The following is a 4,801-nucleotide window of genomic DNA, read 5'->3' on the forward strand; positions in this document are numbered from 1 at the left end:
CCACGCGGTCGCGCACGCCGAGCTTGAGGAGGACGTTCGACACGTGCGTCTTCACGGTCGCCTCGCCGATGTAGAGGCGCGCGGCGATCTCGGCGTTGCTGAGCGCCTGGGCGAGGAGGCGGAGCACCTCGGCCTCGCGCTCGGTGAGCAGCTCCGCCTCCGGCGCGGGTCCGGGGACCGCGGCCGCCGCCGAGATCTGCTCGTGGGTCGCGTGCTGCGCGTGCGCGGGGCCGGACGCCGTCGCACACGACGCGTGAGCGGCGGGCCCAGAACCCGGACCCGATGCGTGGACGGCCGCCCCGGCTGCGGCAGGACCCGACGCGTGAACGGCGGCCCCCGGAGCCGCGACACCGACGCCCGTGGTCGCGGCGCCGGCGTCCGCACGGGCGAAGCGCTCGATCACACGACGCGTGACCTCGGGGGAGAGCAGCGCATCGCCGGCCGCCGCCACGCGAACGGCCGAGACGAGCTCCTCGGGCCCGGCGTTCTTCAGCAGGAACCCGCTCGCCCCGCTCGACAGCGCCTCGAAGAGGTAGTCGTCGCGGTCGAAGGTCGTGACGATGACGATCGCGGCACCGGCATCCGGGTCGGCGAGGATCTCGCGCGTCGCGGTGAGGCCGTCCATGTCGGGCATCTGCACGTCCATGCAGATGACGTCGGGGCGCAGGGCGGATGCCGCGGCCACCGCCTCGACGCCCGTGGCCGCCTCGCCGGCGATCTCGATGTCGCCCGCGGACTCGAGGATCATGCGGAAGCCCGCGCGCATGACGCTGTGGTCGTCGACCAGCAGCACGCGGATCGGCGCGACGTCCGCGGTCATGCCGGCACCGCCACGGGCTCGGCGACGGGAATGCGCACGCGCACGACGAACCCGCCGGCGCTCGGGCCCGCCTCGACCGTGCCGCCCGACGCCGCGGCGCGCTCGCGCATGCCGACGAGGCCGAGGCCGGCGCGGCCCGAGACCGGCGGTCGGCCGGTGTTGGCGACCTCCAGCTCGACGACGTCGCGGTCGTAGCGCAGCCGCACGTCGGCGCGCGCGTGCGGGCCGCCGTGGCGGCGGGCGTTGGTGAGCGACTCCTGCGCGATGCGGTACAGGTTCACCTGCGAGACGGCGGGGAGGACGACAGGCTCGCCGATGACGGTGAGCTCGGTGGGCAGGCCGTTCGCGCGCGCGTGCTCGACGAGCTCGGTCAGCGCGTCGAGGCGCACGGTCGACGGGGCATCCGGCTCGTTGCCGGGTGAGCGCAACGTCTCGAGCAGGTTGTGCAGCTCGTCGATGGCGGTGCGGGCGGATGCCTCGACCCCGGCGAGCGTCGAGCGGGCCGCGTCGGGATCGCGGGCGAGCACGGCGCGCGCGGCGCCGGCCTGGACCCCCATCGCCGACACGTGGTGGGCGACGACGTCGTGGAGCTCGCGCGCGATGCGGATGCGCTCGAGCGCCACGGCCTGCGCGGCGGTGCGCTCGCGCTCGCGCTCGAGTGCGTCCTTGCCCTCCTCGAGCTCCTCGCGCTGACGCGCGGCGGCCCACGCGCGGTCGCCGAGCACGTAGGCGCCCGCGAAGTACAGCACGTTGATGAGGATCTGCAGCAGCATGAACGCCGCGAACGGCGAGAACGCGCCCGCGCGCGACAGCCCCTCGCTCGAGGTGCTCGCCGCCTCGATGAAGATCACGACGAGGAGCCACACGATCATGCCGACGCTCAGCGCGATGCGGACGACGGCGGCCCGGCGGCGGTCGGCCGACCAGGCGCCGACGGTGTAGAGCGCGATGAACATCGCGATGTTGCCGGCGTAGATCTCCGGCACGCGGAGGCTCCCCGCGGCGAAGTACGCGACGCACACGACGATCGCGACGGTGGCCGGCCAGCGCCGGCGCACCGCGAGCGGCGCGGAGATCACGACCGCGTAGACCAGCGCATAGGCGAGCGGCGCGCGCTCGTCGTCGTAGATGCCGGCGACCGACAGCAGTCCGGCGCTGACGATCGCACCGACGAGCATCGCCGCGGCCAGGAGGACGTCGCCGCGCTGCTCCGCCGCGGTGAGGGCGCGCACCGGTGCGGCGCGAGGACGCTCCGAGGCCGGGGCGGTGCGCGGAGCGGGGGGTGACGGCATCCCTCCACGGTACGGGGGAGCGGATGCCTCGGCATCCCCCGCGCGACGGACTCCGCCCCGAGAGGTATCGCACTTGCTATTGACAAGCAAGCTTGTTATTTGCAAGTATCAAGCCATGACACACATCTTCGTGAACCTCCCCACGACCGACCTCGAGCGGTCCAAGGCCTTCTACACGGCGCTCGGCTGCGACATCAACCCCAACTTCACCGACGAGAACGCCGCGTGCATCGTGTGGGACGAGAACGTGTTCTTCATGGTCCTCACGCGCGAGTACCTGGCCACGTTCACCGACAAGCCCATCGTCGACCCGAGCGCGACCCTGCAGACCTCGGTCGGGCTCAGCCGCGACTCGCGCGCGCACGTCGACAGCACGATCGAGGCGGGCCTCGCCGCCGGCGGCGCCGAGCCCAAGCCCGCGCAGGACTACGGCTTCATGTACAGCCGCGACCTCGACGACCCCGACGGCAACAGCCTCTCGTTCCTCTACATGGAGCCGCAGGCCGCCGAGCAGGGCCCCGAGGCGTACCTGGCGGAGCAGGCGCAGCAGTAGTGGCATCCCGCAGCTACGGCCAGTACTGCGGGGTCACCACGGCCGTCGAGCTGATCGGCGAACGGTGGGCTCTGCTCATCGTCCGCGACCTGCTCGTCGGGCCACGTCGCTACACCGACCTCAAGCAGGGGCTGCCGAGGATCCCCACCAACATCCTGTCGACGCGGCTCAAGGAGCTGCAGGAGGCCGGCGTCGTCCGCCGCGTGCCGCTCGTGAACTGCGGGCTCGTGTACGAGCTGACGCCCTACGGGCGCGAGCTCGAGCCCGTCGTGCTCGCGCTCGGGCGGTGGGGGTTCCGCGCGATGGGCGAGCCCGACGAGGGCGACGTCGTCACGGCCGACTCGCTCACGATGGCGCTCCGCACGGCGTTCCAGGCGGATGCCGCGGCTCGGCTCCCCGCGGCCGACTACGAGCTGCACGTGGGCGACGTCGCGCTCCGTGCCCGGGTCGCCGGCTCCGCGCTCGCGGTGACCCAGCTCGCGCCGCCCGCGCCGCCGGTGGGCGGACGGCTTCCGGACGGGGAGCCCGATCTCGTGTTCGCGGCGGGTCCCGGCATCCGTCGCGTGATCTCGGGCGAGCTCGCGCCGCAGACCGCGGTCGACGACGGCGTCGTGCACGTGCTCGCCGGCGACGCCGCGCTCCTGGAGCGCTTCGCCGCGACCTTCCACATCGACCCCGGGAGCGACGGGACCGGCCCGTCGCCCGAAGAGAGGAGCCGGCCATGACCGGACGCATCGTGATCGACCTGTTCACCACCCTCGACGGCGTCGCCCAGGCGCCGGGAGGGCCGGAGGAGGACACGAGCGGAGGCTTCCGCTTCGGCGGCTGGCAGGCGCCGGTGTCCGACGGGATCGTCGGCGAGGCCGTCCGCGAGGGCATGGCGGACATGGACGCCCTCCTCCTCGGTCGGCGCACCTACGACATCTTCGCCGGGTACTGGCCGCACCACACCGAGGGGCGTCACGGCGACATCGGACGGCTCTTGGACCGGATCCCCAAGTACGTCGCCTCGCGCGGCGCGCCGCGCCTCGACTGGCGCGGCAGTGTGCAGCTCGGACCGGACCTGCGCGTGGAGATCGAGACCCTCCGCGAGCGGCACGAGAACGTGCACGTGATCGGCAGCATCGACTTCGCGCACGCCTTGCTCGACGCGCAGCTCTACGACGAGCTGAAGCTGTGGGTGTACCCGATCGTGCTCGGCCAGGGCAAGAAGGTGTTCCCGGACGGCGCGGCACCCGCGAACCTGCGGCTCGTCGCGCCGCCGCTCACGTCGGGCACGGGCGCGGTGCTGCTGCGCTACGCTCCGGCCGGCGTGCCCGCGACCGGCGAGATGTGAGACGCGACCGATCGGCCGGCGAGGAGTCCATCCCCGGTCGATCGGTCACCGCAGGCTGAAGCCCGCGGGCAGCGGGTCGCCGGCGTCGAGCTCGAACGTGCTGGCGCCGACGCGATGGGCGGCTCCCGAGACCTCGGGGACGACGCCTTCGGGCGTGTGCGCGGCCACGCGGGCCGTGAAGCGGGTGCCGATGATCGAGTCGTGCGTGAGCGTCTCGTGGTCGGCGAGATCGCCGGTGTGCGACAGCAGTGCGACGCGGGCGGCGGTGCCCGATCCGCACGGACTGCGGTCGACCTCGCCGTCGGCGAACACGGTGACGTTGCGCTGCCATGGCCCCGACTCCGTGCGCCCGAGGTCGTCGACCAGGATGGTGCCGTAGACGCCCGACAGCCGCGCGTCCTCCAGCTGGGCGGCGGGATGGTCGTTCAGCGCCCACTTGATCTCTCGTCCCAGCCGGATCAGCTCGGTGGCGTGCTCGGGCGCGACGCGCAGCCCGAGCGCCTCGGCGGGGAGGGTCGCGTAGACGGCGCCCCCGAACACGAGGTCCACGTCCACGTCTCCGCGGCTGGTCTTCAGACGGATGCCGCGATCGAGCACGCGGGAGGCGACGTTGCGGAAGACCACTCCGACCGTCCGCCCCGCGGCCCGCTGCACGCGCGCCAGGACGCGGCCGCTCGGGACGTCGATCGTCACGACGGCCTCGCCGTCATCGGGCGCCGCGACCCGTCCGGTGCGCACGGCCCACGCGCCGAGCGCCATCGTGCCGTGCCCGCAGGCGGTCGAGAAGCCGTCCTTGTGCC

6 protein-coding genes are annotated in these 4,801 nt (G+C 73.4%); 3 read left to right on the forward strand and 3 right to left on the reverse strand.

Annotation, left to right across the window (positions count from 1 at the left end; genetic code table 11):
- Positions 1–820, reverse strand: an 820-nt coding sequence (locus WML84_RS12950) for a response regulator transcription factor (RefSeq protein ID WP_347346555.1), incomplete at its 3' end; no start/stop codon positions are given.
- Positions 817–2,112, reverse strand: a complete 1,296-nt coding sequence (locus WML84_RS12955; RefSeq protein WP_347346556.1) for a sensor histidine kinase — start codon at positions 2,110–2,112, stop codon at positions 817–819. The genes WML84_RS12950 and WML84_RS12955, both read right to left, overlap by 4 nt.
- Positions 2,113–2,227: 115 nt before the next feature.
- On the opposite strand from WML84_RS12955, the gene WML84_RS12960 reads away from it, so the two are divergent.
- The 3 genes from WML84_RS12960 to WML84_RS12970 are packed head-to-tail and all read left to right on the forward strand — an operon-like array spanning position 2,228 to position 4,001.
- The gene (locus tag WML84_RS12960; protein WP_347346557.1) at positions 2,228–2,665 is read left to right on the forward strand and encodes a VOC family protein; all 438 of its coding nucleotides are present in this window, start codon (positions 2,228–2,230) and stop codon (positions 2,663–2,665) included.
- Complete coding sequence (locus tag WML84_RS12965) at positions 2,665–3,390, forward strand: helix-turn-helix domain-containing protein (protein ID WP_347346558.1); 726 nt, start codon at positions 2,665–2,667, stop codon at positions 3,388–3,390. Before WML84_RS12960 ends, WML84_RS12965 begins: the two co-directional genes overlap by 1 nt.
- Entirely contained in the window at positions 3,387–4,001 is a 615-nt protein-coding gene (locus tag WML84_RS12970; protein ID WP_347346559.1) for a dihydrofolate reductase family protein, read from the forward strand. Before WML84_RS12965 ends, WML84_RS12970 begins: the two co-directional genes overlap by 4 nt.
- A gap of 45 nt (positions 4,002–4,046) precedes the next feature.
- Here the strand turns inward: WML84_RS12970 and WML84_RS12975 are convergent.
- A partial coding sequence (locus WML84_RS12975; protein WP_347346560.1) for a proline racemase family protein occupies positions 4,047–4,801 on the reverse strand: 755 nt, incomplete at its 5' end.

Source organism: Microbacterium sp. (assembly GCF_039812165.1).
Taxonomy (GTDB): Bacteria; Actinomycetota; Actinomycetes; order Actinomycetales; family Microbacteriaceae; genus Microbacterium.

Coding starts and splice junctions, on each gene's coding strand:
- WML84_RS12955 (WP_347346556.1), bottom strand. CDS start 2,112: ATGCCGTCACCCCCCGCTCCGCGCACCGCCCCGGCCTCGGAGCGTCCT.
- WML84_RS12970 (WP_347346559.1), top strand. CDS start 3,387: ATGACCGGACGCATCGTGATCGACCTGTTCACCACCCTCGACGGCGTC.
- WML84_RS12960 (WP_347346557.1), top strand. CDS start 2,228: ATGACACACATCTTCGTGAACCTCCCCACGACCGACCTCGAGCGGTCC.